General features: G+C 73.6%; 18 protein-coding genes and 2 pseudogenes. 12 read left to right on the top strand and 8 right to left on the bottom strand.

Annotation, left to right across the window (positions count from 1 at the left end; translation table 11 throughout):
* Window positions 1-2: 2 nt before the first annotated feature.
* Window positions 3-1205 carry a cobalt-precorrin-5B (C(1))-methyltransferase gene (locus OJ254_RS09510; protein ID WP_265361983.1) on the top strand — a complete coding sequence of 401 codons (1203 nt, stop codon included), beginning with the start codon at window positions 3-5 and terminating at the stop codon, window positions 1203-1205.
* Between the two features lie 35 nt (window positions 1206-1240).
* Here OJ254_RS09510 and OJ254_RS09505 read toward each other — a convergent pair whose 3' ends face one another.
* The 3 genes from OJ254_RS09505 to cbiE form a co-directional block, all read right to left on the bottom strand.
* The gene (locus tag OJ254_RS09505; protein ID WP_265361982.1) at window positions 1241-1633 is read right to left on the bottom strand and encodes a hypothetical protein; all 393 of its coding nucleotides are present in this window, start codon (window positions 1631-1633) and stop codon (window positions 1241-1243) included.
* A 150-nt stretch (window positions 1634-1783) separates the two neighbouring features.
* Window positions 1784-2590: a precorrin-4 C(11)-methyltransferase gene (gene cobM / locus OJ254_RS09500; protein ID WP_265361981.1), complete on the bottom strand. Its 807-nt coding sequence runs from the start codon at window positions 2588-2590 to the stop codon at window positions 1784-1786.
* 52 nt (window positions 2591-2642) lie between these two features.
* Complete coding sequence (gene cbiE, locus OJ254_RS09495) at window positions 2643-3905, bottom strand: precorrin-6y C5,15-methyltransferase (decarboxylating) subunit CbiE (protein ID WP_265361980.1); 1263 nt, start codon at window positions 3903-3905, stop codon at window positions 2643-2645.
* 257 nt (window positions 3906-4162) lie between these two features.
* Here cbiE and OJ254_RS09490 point away from each other — a divergent pair, with 257 nt between their 5' ends.
* Window positions 4163-5431: a hypothetical protein gene (locus tag OJ254_RS09490; RefSeq protein WP_265361979.1), complete on the top strand. Its 1269-nt coding sequence runs from the start codon at window positions 4163-4165 to the stop codon at window positions 5429-5431.
* A complete protein-coding gene (locus tag OJ254_RS09485; RefSeq protein WP_265361978.1) occupies window positions 5428-6054 on the top strand; it encodes a hypothetical protein in 627 nt (208 codons plus the stop codon). Before OJ254_RS09490 ends, OJ254_RS09485 begins: the two co-directional genes overlap by 4 nt.
* A gap of 17 nt (window positions 6055-6071) precedes the next feature.
* On the opposite strand, the gene OJ254_RS09480 is transcribed toward OJ254_RS09485, so the two are convergent.
* A complete protein-coding gene (locus OJ254_RS09480) occupies window positions 6072-8282 on the bottom strand; it encodes an ATP-binding protein (protein WP_265361977.1) in 2211 nt (736 codons plus the stop codon).
* A 182-nt stretch (window positions 8283-8464) separates the two neighbouring features.
* On the opposite strand from OJ254_RS09480, the pseudogene OJ254_RS09475 reads away from it, so the two are divergent.
* The 7 genes and pseudogenes from OJ254_RS09475 to OJ254_RS09450 form a co-directional block, all read left to right on the top strand.
* A pseudogene (locus OJ254_RS09475) lies at window positions 8465-10972 on the top strand (AfsR/SARP family transcriptional regulator); the annotation flags it as partial.
* Complete coding sequence (locus tag OJ254_RS31535; RefSeq protein WP_423836006.1) at window positions 10973-11692, top strand: tetratricopeptide repeat protein; 720 nt, start codon at window positions 10973-10975, stop codon at window positions 11690-11692.
* 124 nt (window positions 11693-11816) lie between these two features.
* Window positions 11817-12020: a hypothetical protein gene (locus tag OJ254_RS09470; protein ID WP_265361975.1), complete on the top strand. Its 204-nt coding sequence runs from the start codon at window positions 11817-11819 to the stop codon at window positions 12018-12020.
* Window positions 12021-12199: 179 nt separating this feature from the next.
* Complete coding sequence (locus OJ254_RS09465) at window positions 12200-13231, top strand: cation diffusion facilitator family transporter (protein ID WP_265361974.1); 1032 nt, start codon at window positions 12200-12202, stop codon at window positions 13229-13231.
* Window positions 13232-13375: 144 nt separating this feature from the next.
* Window positions 13376-13882, top strand: coding sequence for a carboxymuconolactone decarboxylase family protein (locus OJ254_RS09460; RefSeq protein WP_265361973.1), 507 nt, complete (start codon window positions 13376-13378; stop codon window positions 13880-13882).
* A gap of 97 nt (window positions 13883-13979) precedes the next feature.
* Window positions 13980-14654 carry a hypothetical protein gene (locus OJ254_RS09455; RefSeq protein ID WP_265361972.1) on the top strand — a complete coding sequence of 225 codons (675 nt, stop codon included), beginning with the start codon at window positions 13980-13982 and terminating at the stop codon, window positions 14652-14654.
* Between the two features lie 129 nt (window positions 14655-14783).
* Window positions 14784-15761 (top strand): hypothetical protein, encoded by a 978-nt coding sequence (locus tag OJ254_RS09450; protein ID WP_265361971.1) that lies wholly within the window; start codon window positions 14784-14786, stop codon window positions 15759-15761.
* 16 nt (window positions 15762-15777) lie between these two features.
* On the opposite strand, the gene OJ254_RS09445 is transcribed toward OJ254_RS09450, so the two are convergent.
* On the bottom strand, window positions 15778-16719 hold the full coding sequence (locus tag OJ254_RS09445; RefSeq protein WP_265361970.1) for an NADP-dependent oxidoreductase: 942 nt from the start codon (window positions 16717-16719) through the stop codon (window positions 15778-15780).
* A 353-nt stretch (window positions 16720-17072) separates the two neighbouring features.
* On the opposite strand from OJ254_RS09445, the gene OJ254_RS09440 reads away from it, so the two are divergent.
* Together OJ254_RS09440 and OJ254_RS09435 are read left to right on the top strand one after the other, a co-directional pair.
* Window positions 17073-17750, top strand: a complete 678-nt coding sequence (locus OJ254_RS09440) for a response regulator transcription factor (protein WP_265361969.1) — start codon at window positions 17073-17075, stop codon at window positions 17748-17750.
* Window positions 17751-17836: 86 nt separating this feature from the next.
* Window positions 17837-18994: an ABC transporter ATP-binding protein gene (locus OJ254_RS09435; RefSeq protein ID WP_265361968.1), complete on the top strand. Its 1158-nt coding sequence runs from the start codon at window positions 17837-17839 to the stop codon at window positions 18992-18994.
* A 102-nt stretch (window positions 18995-19096) separates the two neighbouring features.
* Here the strand turns inward: OJ254_RS09435 and OJ254_RS09430 are convergent.
* The 3 genes and pseudogenes from OJ254_RS09430 to OJ254_RS09420 all read right to left on the bottom strand — a co-directional run bounded on the left by OJ254_RS09430 (window position 19097) and on the right by OJ254_RS09420 (window position 21493).
* A pseudogene (locus OJ254_RS09430) lies at window positions 19097-20031 on the bottom strand (ABC transporter substrate-binding protein).
* Window positions 20032-20054: 23 nt separating this feature from the next.
* Window positions 20055-20732 carry an ABC transporter permease gene (locus OJ254_RS09425; RefSeq protein ID WP_265361967.1) on the bottom strand — a complete coding sequence of 226 codons (678 nt, stop codon included), beginning with the start codon at window positions 20730-20732 and terminating at the stop codon, window positions 20055-20057.
* On the bottom strand, window positions 20729-21493 hold the full coding sequence (locus tag OJ254_RS09420; protein WP_265361966.1) for an ABC transporter permease: 765 nt from the start codon (window positions 21491-21493) through the stop codon (window positions 20729-20731). The genes OJ254_RS09425 and OJ254_RS09420 overlap by 4 nt, the downstream gene beginning before the upstream one ends.
* Window positions 21494-21688 lie beyond the last annotated feature (195 nt).

Raw genomic sequence — 21688 nt, 5'->3', positions numbered from 1 at the left:
CCGTGGGTGAAGCGCAACCGCAGGGTACGGGGCCGGGCAACGGGCAGGCCGCGGGAGGGCGGAGTGCGCAGCTGGCGCACACCGGGCTGCGGCACGGGTGGACGACCGGTGCCTGTGCGACGGCGGCGAGCACGGCCGCGTACACCGCGCTGCTGAGCGGCGAGTTCCCGGACCCGGTGACGATCACCCTGCCGAAGGGCCAGACGCCGTCCTTCGCGCTGGCGGTGGAGGAGCTGGACGCCGGGTCCGGCGGCGCCATGGCCGGGGTGGTCAAGGACGCGGGGGACGATCCGGACGTGACGCACGGGGCGTTGATCCGGGCGCGGGTGCGGAGGCTGCCGCCCGGGTCCGGCGTGGTGTTCAAGGCCGGGCCGGGCGTGGGGACCGTGACCCGTCCCGGACTGCCGCTGGACGTCGGCGAACCGGCGATCAACCCCGTACCGCGGCAGATGATGCGGGAGCATCTGGGCGCGGTCGCGCGGCGGTACGGCGCGGCCCCCGGCGAAGGCCGCGAACCCGACGTCGAGGTCGAGATCTCCGTCGATCACGGCGAGGAGATCGCCCGGAGTACGTGGAATCCGCGGCTGGGCATCCTGGGCGGGCTGTCGATCCTGGGGACCACCGGGATCGTGGTCCCGTACTCCTGCTCGGCGTGGATCGATTCCATCCGGCGCGGGGTGGATGTGGCACGTGCGGCGGGGCGTACGCATGTGGCGGGGTGTACGGGATCGACGTCGGAGAAGGTCGCGGTCGCGCTGCACCATCTGCCCGAGGATGCGCTGCTGGACATGGGGGACTTCGCGGGCGCGGTGCTCAAGTACGTGCGGCGGCACCCGGTGGAACGGCTCACGATCTGCGGCGGGTTCGCCAAGCTGTCCAAACTGGCGGCCGGACATCTGGACCTGCACTCGGCGCGGTCCCAGGTGGACAAGGGGTTCCTCGCGGAGCTGGCCCGGCAGGGCGGGGCCGACGAGGCGCTGGCGGAGGCGGTGGCCGGGGCCAACACCGGGCTGGCCGCGCTGCAGTTGTGCGCGGCGGCCGGGGTGCCGCTGGGCGATCTGGTGGCGGCGCGGGCGCGGGACGAATCGCTGGCCGTGCTGCGCGGGGCGCCGGTGGCCGTCGACGTGATCTGCATCGACCGGGCGGGGCTGGTGGTGGGCCGGGCGGAGCCGCGGGGGCCCGGGGCCGGCGGCGGGCGCCGCTGACGCCGGCCGAGGCCCCGTGGCTCCGCCCGTGGCCTTCAGTGCCTGGCGCGGAGGACGTCCTTCCGCCCCGTCTGGGCGGCGTCGCGGAAGCGGTAACCCATGCGGTCCGCCACGCAGTCGGGGCCGTTGGTCAGGCTGCCCAGGGCCGTGCCGAGGGCGCAGGTGGCGAGCCGCAGGGGGCTCTCGCGCATCCAGTCCGTGCGGTAACGGCGCTCGCTGGTCCGGCCGTAGTCACGCAGGCCCGTGCTCTCGTGCGTCCGGGCCACCGGGTCGGTGCTGCCGCCCACCGGTGCGGGGTCGGTCTTCGGCCGGGCGGCCGTCTGGTGGGCCGGGGTGTCGGCGACGGCGACGGTGCCGCCGGCGAGGGTGAGGAGGGCTGCGGCGGCGACGGATCCGGCGGCCAGTCTCGTGCGGGTGCGGGTGCGCATCGTGGGTGCTCCTTTGCTCGGGTGCCGCGGGCTTCCCTTGGTCCGCGCGTGTCCACGTTCCTTACCGGTCCCGAAGGGCCGGTAACGGACATTCACCCCGATGCGGTCATATGATCAGTCAGACGCCCGATCAGTGGGCGCGTCCCCGCCTCAGCCCGCGTCGGACGCCGTACGCCCGCCCGGGACGGCCCCCGGCGCGCCGTCGCACGGACCGTGCGGGCGTTCGCGGTCCGCCGAGTACAGGTGGCTGTCGCGGAACTGCTCGGCGCCCAGCGTGCGGCCGACCATGATGACCGCCGTACGGACCACGCCCGCGGCCTTCACCTGGTCCGCGATGTCGGCGAGGGTGCCGCGCAGGACGAGTTCGTCGGGGCGGGAGGCCATGGCGACGACGGCGGCCGGGCAGTCGGCGCCGTAGTGGGGCAGGAGTTCGGCGACGACCCGGTCGACGTACATCGCCGCCAGGTGGAGCACCAGCAGAGCGCCGCTGCGCCCGAGGGTGGCGAGGTCCTCGCCCTCGGGCATCGGGGTGGCGCGCTGGGCGACGCGGGTGAGGATGACGGTCTGGCCGACGGTGGGCACGGTCAGTTCGCGCTTGAGCGCGGCGGCCGCGGCGGCGAACGCGGGGACGCCCGGCACGACCTCGTACGGCACGCCGGCCGCGTCCAGGCGGCGCATCTGCTCGGCGACGGCGCTGAAGACGGACGGGTCGCCGGAGTGCAGCCGGGCGACGTCGTGGCCCTCCTCGTGGGCGCGGACCATCTCGGCGGTGATGGTGTCGAGGTCGAGCTGCGCGGTGTCGATGAGCCGGGCGCCGGGCGGGCACTCGGCGAGCAGTTCGCGCGGCACCAGGCTGCCGGCGTAGAGACAGACCCCGCAGGACGCGAGCATGCGGGCGCCGCGGACGGTGATCAGGTCGGCGGCGCCGGGGCCGGCACCGATGAAGTGGACGGTCATGGTCGTTCGGTCTCCTGGGGAGGCGGGCGGTACGAGGAGGTGGGCCGCGGGGTCACGACCGGTCTTCCGGCGGTTTGACCGCCGCCCACTGGGTCACCGGCATCGCCTGCCGCCAGCCCGTGAAGCCGCCGACCGGGGCGGCGTGGGCGACCGCCAGCCGGACCAGTTCGCCGCCGTGCCGCCGGTACCGGTCGGCGAGCAGCGCCTCGGACTCCAGCGTCACGGTGTTGGCGACGATCCGGCCGCCCGGGGGCAGCGCCTCCCAGCACGCGTCCAACAGGCCGGGGGCGGTCAGGCCGCCGCCGATGAACACCGCGGGGGTGGGCAGGCCGGCCAGCGCGGCGGGCGCGGGGCCGTGCACGACGTGCAGCGCCGGGACGCCGAGGGTGCGCGCGTTGCGGCCGATCCGTTCGGCCCGTACGGGGTCGCGTTCGACGCTGACGGCGCGGCAACTACGGTGCGCGCGCAGCCACTCGATGGCGATGGAGCCGGAGCCGCCGCCGATGTCCCAGAGGAGTTCGCCGGGGGCGGGGGCCAGCGCGGCGAGGGTGGCGGCGCGGACGTGGCGCTTGGTGAGCTGGCCGTCGTGCTCGTAGGCGGTGTCGGGGAGGCCGGGCACGGTGGAGAGCGGTGCGGTGCCGGGCTCCCGGACGCAGTCCAGCGCGATGACGTTGAGCGGGTCGGCCGGCGCGTCCCACTCGGCGGCCACCCCCTGCGTCAACTGCTCGCGCTCACCGCCCAGTTGCTCCAGTACGCGCATCCGGCTCGGCCCGAAACCGTGCGCGCGCAGGAGGGCGGCGACCTCGGCGGGGGTGCCGGCACCGGCGGACAGCACGAGCAGCCGGTGGCCGTCGTACAGCGCGCGGGCCAGGTTCTCGACGGGCCGTCCGACGAGCGTGACGACCTCGGTCTCCTCGACCGGCCAGCCGAGGCGGGCGCACGCGTAGGAGACGGAGGAGGGGTGGGGCAGCACCCGCGGCCGGTGCCCGGCGCCGCTCTCCGCCAGCACCTCGGTCAGCGTCCGCCCGATCCCGTGGAACATCGGGTCACCGCTGGCCAGTACGCACACCCGGCGCCCGGCGTGCGCGGCGAGCAGCCCGGGGACGGCGGGGCGCAGCGGCGACGGCCAGGTGACGCGCTCACCGGGGCACTCCCCACCGGGCAGCAGCGCGAGCTGACGCGCACCGCCGATGACCACCTCGGCCGCCCGCAGCACCTGCTGCGCGGCCCCGGACAGTCCCTCCCAGCCGTCGGCTCCGATACCGACGACGGTGAGCTGCTCGGAACCGGCCGGTGCGGATGGTGCGGGGCTCACTGCCGTCTACCTCTTGCCTCTCGCCTCGGGACCTTCGCGCGTCGGGGCCTTCGCGCGCGTGTCGTACGGGAGCGGAAACTCTACTGACCGGGGTGGGCGGGGCCTCGACCGGGACGGTCACACCGCGTCTCGGGCAGCCGGCAAGGTTTCCGCAAGGGTGTGGCAAGGCTTCCGTCCGGCCGCCCGGGCACTCCCCCCACGACGGACCGTCCGCGACGGTCCGAGCAGCGTCGACATCGCACAGACTGGGGGATGCCATGACGGCATTGCGAGTGTTCGAGGGCAGGCAGCAGCAGCCGTTACGGGAGTGGCTGACGCTCACGGGACGCAAACGCGTCCTGGTCGTCGTACACACCGTGCCCTACGGGAAGCGGCTTCAGGAGGTCTTCTGCCTCCTGGAGTCGGACCTCCGGGTCCAGGTGGTCTTCACCGCCCCGCCGCACCCGTTCAGCGACGGGGTGGCCCGGCTCATCGAGCGGCTGGGCGGCGCCGTACTGCCGTGGGAGGTCGCCGTCCGGATGGAGTTCGACCTCGCGCTGGCGGCCGGGCCGCGCGGCGTGGAGCAGATCCGGGCGCCGCTGATCATGCTTCCGCACGGTGCCAACTTCCTCAAGCGCGTCACGGAGGGGGCGGTCACCCGCGTGGCGGGCCTCGGCCGGCAGGACCTCACGCCGGGGGGCCGGGGGCTGCCCGCCGCCGTGGTGCTGCCGCACCGGGACGATCTGGCGGGCCTGGCGTACTCCTGCCCCGAGGCGCTGCCGGTGGCGACGGTGGTCGGGGACCCGGTACACGACCGGATGGTGGCCAGTCTGCCCCGGCGCGGTGCCTACCGCCGTGCGCTGGGGCTCGGCAAGGGAGAGAAGCTGATCGCGGTCGTCTCCACCTGGGGGAGCCGTTCGTCCTTCGGGGCGATCGAGGCGCTGCTGCCCCGGCTTCTGGAGCTGGTGCGGCGGAACCGCAAGGTGGCGGTCCTGGTCCACCCCAACGTCTGGTCCGGCCACGGTGCCTGGCAGGTACGGGCCTGGTTGGCGCAGTGCGTCCGGCGTGGCATCGCGGTGGTGCCGCCGGAGGCGGACTGGCGTTCCGTGCTGATCGCGGCGGACACGATCATCGGGGACCACGGGTCGGTGACGCTCTACGGCACGCTGACCGGGGTGCCGATCCTGCTGGCCGCCTCTCCGGAACAGGAGATCAACCCCGCGTCGCCGGCCGCCGCCCTCGCCCGCACGGCGCCCGCGCTGTCACCGGCCCACTCCCTGGCGAGCCAGCTGACGTATGTGGCGGCCGAATACCACCGTCACCATCGGGAGGAGTACGGGGCGATCGCCGCGCGCATCACCTCCGAGCCCGGCCGGTTCAGCCGGAACATGCGCCGTCTGCTCTACGGGTTGCTCGGACTCGGCCAGCCCGCCCACCCGGCGCCCACCCGGCCGCTGCCGCTGCCACCGCCGCTGGCCTCCTGGTCGGCCGCGTCGGGCGAGCGGTACGGCTACGGACCGGACACCGGGACGGGGGTGTCGGCATGACGACCACGGCCACCACGGGTGCGGTCTGGGCCGTCCGGGGCCGACGCCGAGTGCGGGTGACACCGTGCAGGGCCGCGGGGAGCGGCACCTCGATCGCCGTCACGGTCTCCGTCGGGGAGAGCGGGGAGAGCGGGGGCGCCGCCCCGGCCGCCGATGCGCACTTCAGCAGTCGGGACACCGGCGCCACCGGGGAGCACGCGCACGCCGCCATCGGCGCGCACGCCGGTGTCGATGACCACTTCGCGGTGGACGCCGATGCCTGCACCGACGAGCGCTGGCTGGTCTGTGCCGATGTGCTGCACGGCGGACGGCCCTGGCCGGCCGGGAGCGCGGTGGCCTGGGCGCGGGAGCTCCTCCTGCGCTACCCGGGCTGCCGGCTCGCCGGGCTGCCGCTCATCGGTGGCGGCTGGGTGGTCGCGGAACGCCTCGGCGGCTGCCGGCTGCATCCGAAGGTGTTCCGCCGGTCCCCACGGACACACCCGGAGCGGGCGCGGGCGGCATGGGAGTACTCCCTGATGGCCTCGTGCCTGCACGGTCTGGTCGTGACCGGGCACTCGCTGGACGAGCTCCTGCCCCTCACGGTGCTGGCATTCGCCCGGCACGGCGCGCCACCGGCCCGTTAGACACCGGCGCACGGCGCTCAACGGGGCGCCGGCCCTTCAGGATCTGCTGGTTCCGCATCCGCCGGCTCCGCATCCGCCGGCTCCGCATCCGCCGGCTCCGCCGGAGCGGTCGCCAGCAGATCCGCCATCCGTTGCGCATCGGACGGGCTCTGCAGGGCGTACAAGTCCCGGGCCCGGCCGAAGCAGTCGTACGCCGTCCGGGCGTCCGCGTGGTCCGCGGCGCTTCGGCCCAGCATCTCCAGCACGCGGGCCTGCCAGGGCGTGGCCCCGGCCTCCTCGAAGAACGCCAGCGCCGCCCTGAGTTCGCCGGCCCCGTCCTCGTACGCCCCGGCCACGGCCCGGGCCCGCCCGTGGAAGGCGAGCGCACGGGCGGCGTCGTAGGGGTCGTCCACGGCGAGGAGCGTCCTGCGGGCGAGCGCGAAGTACTCCGCTGCGGGCCGCCCGTCCCAGAGCGCGCCCGGTGACTCCAGTGCCATCTCGCCCAGCACGATGCGCGACAGGGCCGCGCCGCGCGGGTATCCGACGGCCTCCCAGGTCTCGATGGCCCGGTGCAGGAAGGCTCCCGCCTCGCCGAACCGGCCCGCCTGCCGGTGCGCCGACCCGATCCCGTGCAACGCCTGGCCCTCGTCCCGGGCGTCGCCGGCCTCCTGGGCCGCCTCCAGGGACCAGGTGAACCACCGGACGGCGTCTTCGACGCGGCCGGCGACGCTGAACCCGATGGCGCCGGAGTTGAGCATCTGGCGCTCCGCGGCCCGGTCCTTGCCGCGCCGGGCGGCCCGTAACCCCACCATGTGCGCCTCCAGCCACAGCTCGTGGTGGCGCAGCCGGTGGAAGAGCGGCCAGAGCGCATCGACGAGCTGCCACGCCAGGTCGTCCCAGCCCTCCTCGTACGCGGCCCGCACGGCCGCGAGGAGATCCAGGCGGTGCCCGTCGAGCCAGCCGAGGGCGCCCGAGGGCTCGGTGAACGGGCAGGGGAGCTCGACCGGATGGACGTAGGTGCGGCGCAGCGTCAGCTGGATCGGGGACAGGAACCGCTGGGCCTCGGTGGCGGTCGCCAGGTACCAGTCGCAGACCCGCCGTAGCGCCTCGCTGCGGGCCTCCGGCGGCTCCTCCGCCCGGCCGCGCTCCGCGGCGTGCAGGCGGACGAGGTCGTGGAAGCGGTAGCTGTCCGGGCCGATGTCCTCCACGAGGTTCGCCTCGACCAGTGCGTCGAGGAGTTGTTCGGCCTCCTCCAGCGGGACCGCGCAGGCCGAAGCGGCGATCCGGGCCTCGACGGTACGGGCCGGCAGCAGGGCCAGGCGGCGGTAGAGCCGCGCGGCGTCGTCCGGCAGTACCGCGTAGGACGCGTCCAGCGCGTGGTGCACGGAGGATTCCTCCTCGATCGTCAGAGCGGCCAGCCGGCGCCGGCCTTCGGCGAGCGACTCCACCAGGGAACGCATCGGCTGCCGGGGGCGGGAGGCCAGGCGGGCGGACGCCAGGCACAGGGCCAGCGGAAGTCCGCCGCAGAGCGCGATCAGCCGGTGCGCGTCACCCGCCTCGCTCCGCACCCGCTCCGCCCCGACCCCTCGGGAGAGCATCTCTTCCGCGGCAGCCGCGTCGAGCAGCCCGAGTTGGTGGTGGAGCGCACCGTCCGCCCGTAAACCGGTGAGGCGGTGTCTGCTGGTCGCCACCATCAGGCCGCTGCGCCCGCCCGTCAGCAGCGGGCGGACCTGGGCGGCCGAGAACACGTTGTCCAGCATCACCGACACCCGCAGTCCGGCGGTGACGGAGCGCCAGAGCGCGGTCTGTTCGCCCAGCCCCGCCGGTATCGGGCCGATCCCCAGCGCGCGCAGGAACTGGCCGAGCACTTCGGACGGGGTGGCGGGGCCGTCGGCGGAGTGACCGCGCAGGTCCGCGTACAGCTGGCCGTCGGGGAAGTGCTCGGCGAGGTCGCCCAGCCATCGCGACACCAGCGCCGTCTTGCCTACCCCGGCCGGCCCGGAGACGACGATCAGGGGTGTGGACCCGTCCGGGCCGCTGGTGCGGAGGCCGTTCAGCGCGGCGAGGTCGCCTTCGCGGTCGGTGAAGTGCGCTGAGACGGGCAGGAGTTGGCGGGGCACCGGCAGCCGGGCCGGCGGGCCGGCCGGATCGCGGGCATGGATGTGGATACCGCCGTGGACATCGCCGGCCTGGACGGTGGGCCCCTCGATCCTCGCCGAGCCCCCTATGGCATTGCCGTTCCGATGCATCTGCAGCCCCCGTCCCGGTAGGTCCCGGATCGCTTCAGCCTTCCCCGCGGCACCGGCCGGGAGTCCACTGCCCAGGTCGGGCCGCTCGATCCCGGCCAGCGCCCCGAGGCTCTCTGGCCTCTGCCACTGGCGAGTGCCATGCTCGCTACAACAGATGGTGCGCCGATCAGGGGGAGGCGCTGGTGGACATCTACGTACTCGGCCCCATTTGTCTCGGAACTCAACGACACAGAATCGGACTCGGCTCCGACAAGGAACGCTGCGTGCTGGCCTCGCTCGCCCTGTCGGCCGGCCGGCCCGTGGCCCTGGAAACCCTCGTCGACCGGCTGTGGGACGACGTCCCGCCGGCCAAGGCCCGCCAGTCCGTCCACACCTACGTCTCGCGTGTCCGCCGGGCCCTCCGTACGGCCGGGCCGGACAGCGCGCCGCGGATCACCCAGCACGCCCACACCTACACCCTGGCCGTCGCCCCGGACCGCGTCGACTGGCACCGCTTCCAGGGGCTGACGGCCCGGGCCCGGACGCACTCGGCGGAGGGCGACGACGGCGCCGCGGCGGCCCTGCTCCACGAGGCCGAGGCGCTCTGGGACGAGGAAGCCCTGGCCGGGCTGCCGGGGCTCTGGCCGGAGCGGATGCGGGCCCGGATGGCCGAGGAACGGCTCGGCGCCGCCACCTCCCGGATCGCCGCGGAGCTGCGGCTACGGCGGTTCCACGGTGCGATCGGCCCGCTGTCCTCACTCGTCGGGCAACACCCGCATGACGAACTGCTGCTGGAATACCTGATGTTGGCCTATTACGGCTGTGGGCGGCACGCCGATGCGCTGCGCGTCTACCAGCGGGCCCGCCGTCGGCTGCGCGAGGACCTCGGCGCCGACCCCAGCACCGAACTGACCCGTGTCCACCAGCACATCCTGCGCCGCGCGCCGCTGGGCGACCTGCTCGGCCCGCCGGCCGTTCCGCGCCGCGCGGCGGAGGCCGCGCCCGCCACCCTCCGGAACCTCCCCCGCCACACCGCGCTCGTCGGGCGGCGTACGGAGTTACGGCGGCTCTGCGCCGCCGTCGACGACACGACCGGTGCCCCCGCCGACACCCCCGCCCCCGGTGCGGTCATCGCGCTGGAGGCGATCTCCGGCATGGCAGGGGTCGGGAAGACGGCGGTGGCGGTGACCGCCGCCGAACGCCTCGTCGCGCGGTTCCCCGACGCCCAGCTCTACCTGGACCTGCGCGCGCACGCGCACGTCCACGAACCTCTGCACGCCGGGGCGGCGCTGGCCCATCTGCTGCGCCTGCTGGGGATCGCGCCGGATGCGATACCCGGGGAGATCGAGGAACGCAGCGCGCTGTGGCGCACGTTGATGGCGCAGAAACGGGCGGTGGTCATCCTCGACGACGCCGCCGACACCGACCAGGTGCGGCCGCTGCTCCCCGACAGTGGCTCGTCGTCGCTGGTCATCATCACCAGCCGCCGCCACCTGGCCGGTCTGCCCGGAGCCCACTGGCTGGCTCTCGACATCCTGCCTCCGGACGACGCGACGGCGCTGTTCAGGAAGTTCGCGGGGGAGGAACGCACCCAGGACGCCGCCGCGGTCCGGCACATCGTGCGGCTCTGCGGCTATTTGCCGCTGGCGATCGAAATCGCCGCGAACCGGTTCAACGCCCGGCCGTCGTGGACCCTGAGCACCCTCCGGGAACTGCTCTCCCGGGGTCCGGGGCGGATCAACGAATTGCGCGACGGCTATTCGGAGGTGGCCCGCGCATTCGAGATGTCGTACCAGACCCTGAGCGTGCCCCAGCAGATCGTCTTCCGGCGGCTGGCACTGCACCTGGGCTCCGAGTTCGGGCCGCACGCCGCGGCGGCTCTGGTGGATCTTCCGTTGGCCGAAACGGAGCGGTTGCTCGAAACGCTGCTGCATTGCCACCTTCTCCAGGAACCCACACCGCACCGCTTCCGCTTTCACGATCTCCTCGCGGAGTACGCCCGCACCCTGGCCTTCTCCGAGGACACCGAGGAGCAGCGCGGCGCCTCGCTCCGGCGGCTGGTGGACTTCTACCTCCGGGCGGCGGACGCCGCCGACCGGCTGCTCTACCCACGTCGCCTACGGCTGTCCCGGCCCGGCCCCGGGAACGCGCCGCCGCCGCTGCCCTCCTTGAGCCATGCGGACGCCGCCAAGGACTGGCTGACGGTGGAGCGTGCGAACCTCCTCACCACCGAGCGCTACGCCCGCACCCACGGCCCGGCCGGCCACGCCGCGATGCTGAGCCACATCCTGGCGGGCTTCCTGGACGCCGAGTGCCACTGGACGGACACCGACCGGATGCAGCGCCACGCCGTCGAGCACTGGGAGCAGGCGGGCGACCGGCATGCGCTGTGCCTGGCGCTGCTCGACCTCAGCGGCACGCACGCCAACACCTCGCGCTATCCCCAGGCCGAAGCGGCCGCCCGGCAGGCCCTCGATCTGGCCCGCGCGGTGGGGGCGCCGGACGCGGAGGCGGAGGCCCTCCGCGGGCTGGGGGTCCTGCAGTGGCACCTCGGGCGGAACCAACAGGCGCTCAGCCTGCACCGGGAGACGCTCGGGATCCATCTCCGCTCGGGCGACACCTGGGCCCGGGCCCGCTGCGAGAACAACATCGCCATCGCGCTGCTCTTTCTCGGCGAACACCAGGCGGCTCTCCACCATTTCACCCACGCCATCAACAACTTCCGGCTCGCCGGCGACGAAGGAAATGCCGGAAAATGCATCAACAATCTCGGTGATTTGCATATGCGCACGGGAAATGCCGAGGCTGCGAGGCACTCCTACGAGGAATCTCTGGCCCTTGCCCTCACCTATGGCAGTCTCGCCGAACAGGTCACCACTCAGGCCAATCTCGCCGGACTTCTCCTGAGGTCGAACGAAGCCGAAGACCTCACCTCGGGACTGGCCATGTACCAGGAATGCCTCTTCACTTTCCGCCGGCTCGGCGACCGCCGGAACGAGGCCAATGCGCTGATCGGGGTGGGCATCGCCCACCACCGGCTCGGCCGCTATCCGGAGGCCGCCGGACACCACGCCCAGGCCCTGGTGCTGGCCCGCGACATCGGCGCGGCCCACGAAGAGGCCCATGCCCTGCACCGACTCGGCGCCGCGGAGGCGGCACTGGGCAAGCTCGGCGAAGCCGCCGGGCACATCGAGATGTCCCTCGCCCTCGCGGACCGCATCCAGGAGCGGGAACAGCAGGCCCGCTCACTGGATGCCCTCGCCGGGGTTCGACTGCAAGAAGGGCGGCACGAAGAGGCCCGAGAGTTGTGGCAAGATGCCATTGGCATATTCCAGGAGCTCGACCCCTCGGAATCCGCCCGGATCGACCGCCACTTGGCCGCTCTCGCCGAAACGGAACCGAGTCGCAGGCGTCGCCACATCGGTTCGTGAGGCGAATTGCCACCTATCTGCGCTTTTCGAAAGTTACCGATTGGTTTTCGTTTGCCTTGTGCGCTTCTTCCATGGTCAACTCCTCTCCCTTCGACCTTTTCCACAGCCTCTACAGGGACGGAAGTTGACCATTTATCTGAAGCGTGCCGGAATGACTGCGGCAGTCATCACCGCCGGCACGATGGCGGCCACGCTGGGCCTGCAGACCCTTGGCGCGCAGTCCGCGGCGGCGGCACAGCCCACCGCCGCCGAACGACCGATGGTCGCCGCGGCCGGCAGGAGCGCCTCGGAAACCATCTGCATCCCGACGTTCCACCGCGGCGACTGACACCACGCGGACCGGACGGTCGGGGTCCGTTCAGGAGCCCGGGCCGTTCGGTCTCGCACCGCTCTGACCAGGCACGATACGCCGTTCGACGGTAATGACAACGGTCACCGGTGCAGCCTTTGGATCTTTTGCCGAAGTGCTGTTTGCTTCGCAAGGAAGGGACCGGAGGAAGGAGCGCCATGAGCGGGCACGCGCACAGTCACGGGCACGGTCACAGCCATGCGCACGGGGTGGCGCCGGACGCCGACCGGCGGTGGCTGCGGGCCGCGCTCGGGCTGCTCACCGCATATATGGCGGTCGAGGTCGTCATCGGTGTGCTGGCCGGGTCGCTGGCGCTGATCTCGGACGCCGCCCACATGCTCACCGACGCGGTCTCGATCCTGCTGGCGCTGATCGCGATGCGGCTGGCGGCGCGGCCGGCGCGCGGCGGGTACACGTACGGGCTCAAGCGCGCCGAGATCCTGTCCGCGCAGGCCAACGGCATCACCCTGCTCCTGCTGTCGGTCTGGCTGGCGTACGAGGCGGTGCAGCGGCTGATCTCGCCGCCCACGGTGGGCGGGGCGATGGTCCTGTGGACCGCGCTCTCCGGGATCGTGGTGAATCTGATCTGCACCTGGCTGCTGTCCAAGGCCAACCGCTCCAGCCTGAACGTCGAGGGCGCCTACCAGCACATCCTCACCGACCTGTTCGGGTTCGTGGCCACCGCGCTCTCCGGTCTCGTCGTGCTGACCACGGGCTTCGAACGGGCCGACGCGATCGCCACGCTGGTCGTCGTCGCGCTGATGCTGCGGGCCGGTACGGGGCTGGTGCGGGAGTCCGGGCGGATCTTCATGGAGGCGGCGCCGGCCGGGCTGGACCCGGACGCGCTGGGCGATCGGCTGGTCTCCCAGGACGAGGTCGTCGAGGTGCACGACCTGCACATCTGGCAGATCACCTCCGGGCAGCCGGCGCTCTCCGCGCACATCCTGGTGGCCCCCGGCGGCGACTGCCACAAGGTGCGCCGCGGACTGCAGGAGCTGCTGAGCGGCGAGTACCGCATCACGCACGCCACGCTCCAGGTCGATCACGTCGGGGAGCAGGCCGAAGCCGGCGAGGTGCTGACGCTCGGCCCGCGGCCCGGCACCGGGGCGCAGCCGGAGCCGCCCACCGCCCCCGACCACTGCGAGGACGCACACGGGCCGGTGCACCGGCCGTGGCCGCACCGGCACTAGCGCCCGTCCCCCGGGCCGGTGTCCCGGCCGCACGAACGACTTGGCCGAACGGCTTTCCCGAACGACTTTCCCGCCGCGGTCACATTTCTCCGTCGCGATCCGTCAGGGCAGTGACAGCAACACGAAAGCCCGAAGGAGACGGCGATGGAAACGCGTGCGATCACGGCGGAGATCCCGATGGTTCCGCGGATGACGGAGGACCCCGCGGAGCTCGTACCCGAGCTGGCGGCGGTGTCGGGGGCGCTGTTCAAGCTCACCGGCAACGGTTCGGTGCCGCGCTCCACGATCAGTCTGGTCCAGCTGCGTGCGGGCCAGATCGTCGGCAGCACCTACCTGACGGTCCTGCACACGGGCTTCCTGCGCAAGGCCGGGGAGTCGGAGGAGCGCATCACGTCGGTGGCGTCCTGGCAGGACTCGCCGTACTTCACCGGTGCCGAGCGGGCCGCGCTGGCACTCGTGGAGGCCGCGCTGCAGCCGTCCGCCCACGGTGAGCGGGTCTCCGACGAGCTGTACGCCCAGGCAGCGGAACACTACGAGGCCAAGGCGCTCGCCACCCTGATGTTCGCGATCGGCCAGGTCAACTTCTTCATCGCCGTGGCGGTCATCGCCAAGCCGGTGCCCGGCCGGTCGTTCACCGACCCGTGGAATTGAGACCGCCCGGGTAAATCGGGTGAACCCGGGGCGGCGGCGGGCCGCATGACGCCGGTCGCGGGCGGCGCGGTGCTCCGATGGCGGGATGAGAACCGGCATGAGAACCGGCACGAGGACCGGGACGGGGAGCGGCACGGGGACCGCCGTTGTCCGCGCGGTGCTGTGCGCTGCTGCCACCTGCGTCGTCACGCTCCCCGGACCGCCCGCCGCCGCGTACGCCCCGCAGGTCGCGCAGGCGGCGCCGGCCGTCTCCGTCACCGTCGCGGTGACCGACGGGACCGACGACGCCGAGGCGGGGCGGCGGCTCGACTACCGCGTGACCGTGCACAACCTGGGCGCCGATGATGTCCACGGGGTCCGGGTCGAGCAGCGGATGCCCGCGACCACGACCTCCGTGACCGCTTCCGACGGCGTCGTCGAGGGGCGCGGAACGGAGGAGCGGAAGGTCACCTGGCGGGCCGATCTGCCGGCGCGCGACATCCAGGTGTTCACCGCCGAGGCCGTGCTCGGTGACCGTCCCGGCGGCGCCGCCACCGCCGCGCCCGGGACCCTGCGGGCCGCCGCCACCGCGTGCGTGTACCTGGGCGACTCCTACGCGCCGGTGGCCTGCTCGGGCGATGTGGACGACCTGCCGGAGTCCCGGGCGGAGGACCCGGGCGGCGGTGGCTGGGTGTGGTGGGCGACGGCCGCCGCGGCCGCGGCGCTGCTCGGGCCGGGGGCGGTGCGGGTGGTGCGCCGCCGGCGGGCGGCCGGTGCGGGCTCCGCGGGCTGAGGCCACCGCGGCAGCCGGGCTCACGGCCGGGCTCACCCATTGGCACCGGTCCCGGTCGCGGGCGCCGGGCGTTCCCACTTGCCTGGAAGGTGGTCGCCGTGATCGCCGTGCAGGAAAGGACAGGACGCGATGCCAGCGAGCGCACCCGTACGCCTGGGCGGGCGGGTGACGGAGGGGGACGGGCCGCCGGGCGGAGTGCGGTGGCCGGGGCGCGCGCTGGCCGGCGGGGTGCTGCTGGTCGTGGGGGCGCTGCTGCTGCCGCTGAGCCTGGCCGCCACCTGGGCGCGGTCCCGGCTGACCGAGACGGACGGCTATGTGGCGGCGGTGGCGCCGCTGGCCGGGAACGCCGCGGTGCAGCAGGCCGTGGTCGACGACGTGACGGACGCGGTGATGGCGCACGTCCGGATCGACGGGCTGCTGAAGGCCGTCAGTCCCGCCCGGCGGCCCGCGGTGCGCCGTCATTTCACCCGCGGCATCCGGGAGTTCGTGGCCAAGCAGGTGCGGCAGGTGGTCACCGGGCGCGGCTTCGCGGACATGTGGAAGGGCGTCCACCGGTCCGCGCACCGGACGCTGGACGGCAGCCTCGCCGCCCCCGCCGATCCCCGCGCCCCGGTCACACTCGATCTGACCCCCGTCGTGGAACGGGTCCGCCGTCAGGTGGCGCACAACGGCATGGGGCTGGACCTGCTCCGCCGGGTGCCGCGGTCCGGGGTGGAGATCGTGCTGCTCAAGGCCCCCGACGTCCCGCGGATCCGGGCCGGTTACGAGGTCGTCCGCAGGGGGGCGCTGCTGCTGCCGCCGGCCGCCGCGCTGTGTCTGGGCGGCGGGCTGCTGCTGGTGCGGCGGCGCCGGCGGGCGCTGGTCTGTGCCGGTACGGGCTGCGCGGCGGCCGCCGCCCTGCTGACCGTGGCGCTGGCGCTGGTGCGCGGCCGCACGCTGGCGGCGCTGCCCGCGATGGTTCCCCGGCCCGCCGCCGGGGCGTACGCCGATGCGCTCACCGGGCCGCTGCGGACCGGGGTCTGGCTGCTGGTGGGCGCGGGGACGCTCACCGCGGTGCTGGCCGCGGCGGGGCCGCCGGCGGTCCGGGCCTGGCGGAAGCGGAGCTGACGCCCGGCCGGGTCGCTCAGACGGTCAGGACGGTCTTGCCCTGGGCGCGGCCGGTGCGGCTGGCCTCCAGGGCTTCGGGGGCCTCCTCCAGGGGGACCTCGCGGCCGACGAGGACCGTCAGCCGGCCCGCGTCGACATGGCCGGCCAGGATCTCCAGGAGCTGCGGCGAGGGGCGGTTGACGAAGTTGAAGCCGCGCAGGTTCTGTTCGGTGAGCTCGTCCGCGTCCGCCGAGCCGATCAGGGAGACGGCGGTGCCGCCGTCGCGTACGGTCCGGGTCAGCTCGGCGAACTCGGCGGGGCCGCCGGTCATGTCGATCAGCACGTCCACGCCGTCCGGATGGGCCGCGAGGACCTGGTCGGCGACCGGGCCCGCGGTGTGGTCGACGGTCTCCGCGGCGCCCAGCGTGCGCATCAGCTCGGCCTTGGCCGGGCGGGCGGTGGCGATCACCTCCGCGCCGCGGCCGGCGGCCAGCTGGGTGGCGAAGGTGCCGACGCCGCCGGTCGCACCGACGATCAGCACCCGCTTGCCCTCACTGATCCGGGTCTCCTCGACCAGGTTGTACGCGGTCATGCCGGCCGTCGGCAGCGCCGCGGAGGTCGCGTAGGTGACGCTGCGGGCGGCGTGCGCGATGCGGTCCTCGTCGGCGAGGGCCAGTTCGCAGTACGAGCCGCCGCCCCGCTCCGGCCGCTGGAACTGGCCGAACACCGCGTCGCCGACGGTGAACCGCCGGACGCCGGTGCCGATCGCCAGCACCTCGCCCGCCCCGTCCGTGCCCAGCACCAGGGGGAAGGCCACCGGAACGGCGTCGCCGAACATGCCGTCGGCGATCTTCCAGTCGACCGGGTTGAGTCCGGCGGCGGACAGCCGCACCAGGACCTCGCCCGGCCCTGGTTCGGGCTGCGGCAGATCCATGAGGCGCGGCTGTTCACCGAATGCGCTGACTGCTACGGCTCTCATCGTGGCGTTCCCTTCCACCCTTCCGACCGGTGGCCGAAGGGGATCGTAAGCACGCCGGTGCGGCCGGACGCGGCAGGAGGAGAGGCGGTGCGGCGGAAGCAACTCGTACGGCCCCCGGGCCATGCCGCCAGCCGGGCCGAAGCATGCCGCCGGCCGGGGACCGCCGCGCCGCCCCTTCCGTCGGCCGCCGCGGTGAACAGGCGCGCTCGCCGGGCTCCGGCCCGCCGCATCGCCGTACGCCGCCCCGACCGGCTCCCGCGACCGGCTCCAGCGCGGTGAATTCCCCGGTCCGCCGCGTTGCGGCGGAAGCCGTTCACCGTGCGAGAAGGTGCCCCTCGGGTACACATGACGCCATGCGCGTACTGGTGGTGGAGGACGAGGAATTCCTCGCGGAGACGATCGCTGCCGGCCTGCGCCGCGACGCGATCGCCGCGGACATCGCCCACGACGGCCGGGCGGCGCTGGCCAAGATGCGGCTCGGCGCGTACGACGTGCTCGTCCTGGACCGCGAGCTGACCGGGCTGCACGGCGACGACGTCTGCCGGCACGTCATGGAAATGGGCCTGCTGACCCGGGTGCTGATGCTCACCGCGTCCGGCACCGTCCACGACCGGGTGGCGGGGCCGGGCCTCGGCGCCGACGACTACCTCACCAAGCCGTTCGCGTACGAGGAGTTGCTCGCCCGGGTGCTGGCACTGGGCCGGCGCACCGGGCCCGGGCTGCCACAGGTCATCGAGCGGGCCGGGGTCGCCGTGGACACCGGCCGCCGGCTCGCGCTGCGCGACGGCCGGCCGCTGCCGCTGTCCCCCACGGAGTTCGGGGTGCTGGAGGTCCTGCTGCGCGCCCAGGGCGCGGTGGTCAGCGGGGACGATCTGATCGAGGAGGTGTGGGAGGAGCACATCAGCTACCGCACCAACGCGGTCCGGGTCACGCTCAGCACGCTGCGCGCCAAGCTCGGCGACCCACCGGTGATCGAGACCGTGCCGGGCGCCGGCTACCGGCTGTGCGACCGGCCGGGCGGCGGCCGGTGAGGCTGCCGCGGCCGGACCCGATCGCCCCCGTGACCCGATTGCCCGCATGACGCGAAGGGGCGCGAGCAGCGGGATTCAATGGGCCAATGATCCGGTTCGACTCCGTCACCAAGCAGTATCCGGACGGCACCACCGCCGTGGACGACCTGTCCTTCGAGGTCGAGGAGGGCGAGCTGGTGACCCTCGTCGGACCGTCCGGCTGCGGCAAGACGACGACCATGATGATGGTCAACCGGCTCATCGACCCCACCCGCGGCCGGATCTTCGTCGACGGCGCGGACATCGCCGGTGTCGACCCCGTCCAGTTGCGCCGCCGGATCGGCTACGTCATCCAGCAGACCGGCCTCTTCCCCCACCGGACCGTCCTCGACAACACCGCCACCGTGCCCTTCCTGACCGGCTGGAAGAGGGCCAAGGCGCGGGCCCGGGCCGCCGAACTCCTGGACCTGGTGGGCCTGGACCCGGACATCTACGGCCCGCGCTACCCCGACCAGCTCTCCGGCGGCCAGCGGCAGCGCGTCGGGGTCGCCCGAGCCCTCGCCGCCGATCCGCCCGTCCTGCTGATGGACGAGCCGTTCGGCGCGGTCGATCCGGTCGTCCGCGAGCGCCTCCAGAAGGAGTTCCTGCGGTTGCAGGCCACCATGCACAAGACGGTGCTGCTGGTCACCCACGACATCGAGGAGGCCATCCGGCTCGGCGACCGGATCGCGGTCTACGGGGCCGGCCGGATCGAGCAGTACGACACCCCCGCCAGCGTCCTGGGCGCGCCCGCCACCCCCTACGTCGCCGAATTCGTCGGCACCGACCGGGCGTTGAAGCAGCTGTCGGTCACCGGCATCGACCGCGGCGACCTCGAACGCCCGCCGTTCGCCCGCCTCGGTGAACCGGCGTCCGAGGCGGCGCGGAGACTGCGGGCCGAGGGCGCCCGCTGGGCGGTGGTGCTGGACGAGGACGGCGAACTGCACGGCTGGGTGGGCACCGAGGAACTGGCCGGCGCCGCGGGCACGGTCGCCGGGCACGCCCGCCGGATGGAGGCGTGGGTACCGTTCACCGGCACATTGAAGGCCGCGTTCAGCGAGATGCTCAAACACGACGCCGGCTGGATCGCGGTCCTGGACGGCCACCGCTTCCTCGGCGTCCTCACCCCGACCAAGTTGCACGAGGCGCTGCGCCGCACCATCGACTCGGACGAGCGGGGGGTGCCGCGGGACCGGGCGAGGGTGGACTCGGTACCGACGGAGTGAGGCACGGCCACGCGCAGGCACGGCCGGCTGTTTCACGTGAAACGGCGCGGTCGCGGAGAGGGTGCCGGTTTCACGTGAAACACCCTGCCGTCGCCGCCCGCCTCAGCCCTTCGGCAGCAGCCCCTTCTCCTGCAGGTAGTGACGCGCCACATCCGCCGGCAACCGTCGCCAGCTGTCCACCTGCTCGTTGAGATGGGCCAGGTCAGCCGTGGTCAGGACCTTGTTGAGACGGTTGAGCGCGGCGGCCGGCCGGGCGCTGCCCGCGCGGGACCGGTTGACGACGGGCAGCACGTAATCGGCGTTCTGCAGCTTCTTGTCGTCGGTGAGCACCACCAGCCCGAACTGGGCCAGGGTCGCGTCGGTGCTGGTGGTCAGCACCATCTGGTCCTGCCCGTTCTGCACGGCCTGCTTGGCGGGGGTGGTGCCGACGCCCTTGGGGTCGATGGCGGTGACGTTGATCCCGTACGTCTTCCGCAACCCCGGGGCGCAGAAGGGCCGTTGCACGCATTCCTCGCCCGCCGCGAGGCGTACCGGCAGTTTGGCGCGGCCCAGGTCGCTGAGCGTCTTGAGGTGGTGCTTGCGGGCGTACGCGGCGCTCACCGCGAACGCGTTCTGGTCCACGGCCCGGCCGGCCGGGAGCACGGTCAGCCCGCGGGGCCCGGCCAGCCGGTGCAGTGCGCGCAGTGTCACCCCGAGGTCGGGCGAGGCCACCGGCGGCGCCTTGGAGCCGTGCGCCTTGGCGTTCAGCCAGTCCGCGAAGGTGGCCGCGTACTCGGGCACGACGTCGATCTGCCCGGCCTCCAGCGCCGGTTCGTACAGCTCGCGGTTGCCGACGGTGAGGACGTGGGTGCGGTACCCGGCGTGGTCGAGCAGCGCGGCGTACATCTGGGCGAGCAGCTCGCTCTCGGTGAAGCCGGCCGAGCCGATCGCCAGATCGCGGCTGTCCCCCGGCGAGGCGGTGATCTGAGAACGGGTCTCCAGGGAGGGCCGGTGGCGCAGCCGGCGAGCACCGGCAGCGCGACCAGGCCCAGCGCCATCAGGGCGGCGGCCGCCCCGGCCCTCACCGGCCCCGCCCCCGCGCCCAGCCGCCCGGCGCATACCGTTCGACCAGCTCGAACCCGGCCTCCATCAGCAGGGCGAACACCGCGACCAGCACCGCACCTGCGACCACCTGTGGGGTGCTGGCGAGGCTGAACCCCGCGGTGATGATCCGGCCGAGCCCGCCGCCACCCACCAGCGCGGCGAGCGTGGCGGTCGCGACGAGCTGGACCGCGGCGATCCGCACACCGGTCAGGACGAGCGGGAAGGCGAGCGGCACCTCGACCCGCCACACCAGCTGCGCCCCGGTCATCCCCATGCCCCGCGCGGCCCGCACCACGTCCCGGTCCACGTCACGCATCCCGACGTACGCGTTGGTCAGCAGCGGCGGCACCGCGAACAGCACCAGCGCGATGACCGTCGGCCACTGCCCGTGCCGGCCGAGGGGCGTGAGCAGCAGCAGGACCAGCACGGCGAAGGTCGGGACGGCACGGCCGACGTTGGCGAGGTTGACGGCCAGCGCCCCGCCACGCCCGAGGTGACCGAGGGTCAGCGCGACGGGCAGTGCGATCAGCGCGCTGATGACCAGGCAGGAGACGGTGAGGACGAGGTGCTGGAGGAGGCGGTGCCAGACGCCGTTCTCCCCCGACCAGTTGGCGCCGGTGGTCAGCCAGTCCCAGACCGCGGCGAGGGTGTTCACGTCCGCCGTCCCGACGCCGCCGCGACCGGCCGCGGGTGCCCGGCGGCGCGGCCCCGCCGCCCTGCCCGCCGCCCCCGCGCCGTACGGCCCGCCCGCCGCCAGGGCGTGAGCAGCCGTTCCGCGCCGAGCAGCAGCAGGTCGAAGACGATCGCGATCAGGACGCACAGCACGGACGCGGTGAGCACCTGTGCCTTGAAGAAGGAGTTCATCCCCGCGTAGATGAGGTTGCCGAGTCCGCCGTAGCCGACGATCGCGCCGACGGTGGTGAGCGCCACCGCCGAGACCGTCGCGATCCGCAGTCCGGCCATCGCGGCGGGCACGGCCAGCGGCAGTTCGACGGTGAGCAGTTGGCGCAGCGGGCCGTAGCCCATGCCGCGGGCGGCGTCCCTGGCCTCGGCGGGTACGCCGTTCAGCCCGGCCAGCAGGTTCCGTACGAGCAGGGTGAGCGAGTACAGGGCCAGCCCGACCACGACGAGCGTGGCGGACAGCCCGTAGACCGGCAGCAGCAGCGAGAACATCGCCAGCGACGGGATCGTGTAGAGGACCGTGGTCACACCGAGGACCGGGCCGACCGTCCACCGCCACCGCCGGGCCAGCAGCGCCAGGGGCACCGCGACCAGCAGCCCGAGCGCCACCGAGACGACGGTCAACTGAAGGTGCTGGAGGACCGCGTCGAGCAGGATCTGCCGGCGCGTGGACAGGTAGTCGCCGCAGATCCACTCGTTACGGGCCAGACAGTCGTCCGGCGACGGTGCGGTCACGGTACGAGTCCACCCCGGCGGGGTCGGAGTGTCGCGGCGGACGCGTCCGATCGTGCCCCGGGGTTCGCGCCCGGAGCTCTCTCCACCGCATGTATACATCGAGTGTGTACTGCGTGTGCATAGTCCCGGAGGGGCGGTAGCCACCCGTATCCGGGCTGCCCCGTACCCCTCACCACTGCCCGCCCGAGAGCACCC

The organism is Streptomyces endophytica (genome assembly GCF_026153355.1).
Lineage (GTDB): Bacteria > Actinomycetota > Actinomycetes > Streptomycetales > Streptomycetaceae > Streptomyces > Streptomyces endophytica.
Note: the sequence above shows the minus strand (reverse complement) of the source record. Positions and strands in the feature narration are given on the sequence as shown.